Origin of the sequence: Streptococcus pseudopneumoniae, assembly GCF_001068775.1 — a bacterium.
Lineage (GTDB): Bacteria > Bacillota > Bacilli > Lactobacillales > Streptococcaceae > Streptococcus > Streptococcus pseudopneumoniae_N.
In genome coordinates this window covers 1-205 of record NZ_JWAJ01000014.1, presented here as the reverse complement: position 1 = coordinate 205, position 205 = coordinate 1, and the positions used below count along the sequence as shown (strand labels likewise).

Sequence of the window (205 nt, the reverse complement as noted above, 5' to 3'; positions counted from 1 at the left end):
TCGTAGATGGTTACCTAAAGGAACTAAGAAAACGACTCCCAAAGAAGTCGCATTCATCGAAAAGTGGATTAATAACTATCCTAAAAAATGCTTGAACTACAAGTCGCCTAGAGAAGACTTCTTACTGGCTAACCTGAACTTGAAATTTATAGTCAATTGAACCTAAAACAGTACATAATGTGGTATAATCTTCTTATGGCATATT

At 34.6% G+C, this 205-nt stretch carries 1 pseudogene; it reads left to right on the top strand.

The annotated features are described in order from the left end of the window. Positions 1 to 160 (top strand): annotated as a pseudogene (locus ADF68_RS00490) (IS30 family transposase); the annotation flags it as partial. Between the last annotated feature and the right edge of the window lie 45 nt (positions 161 to 205).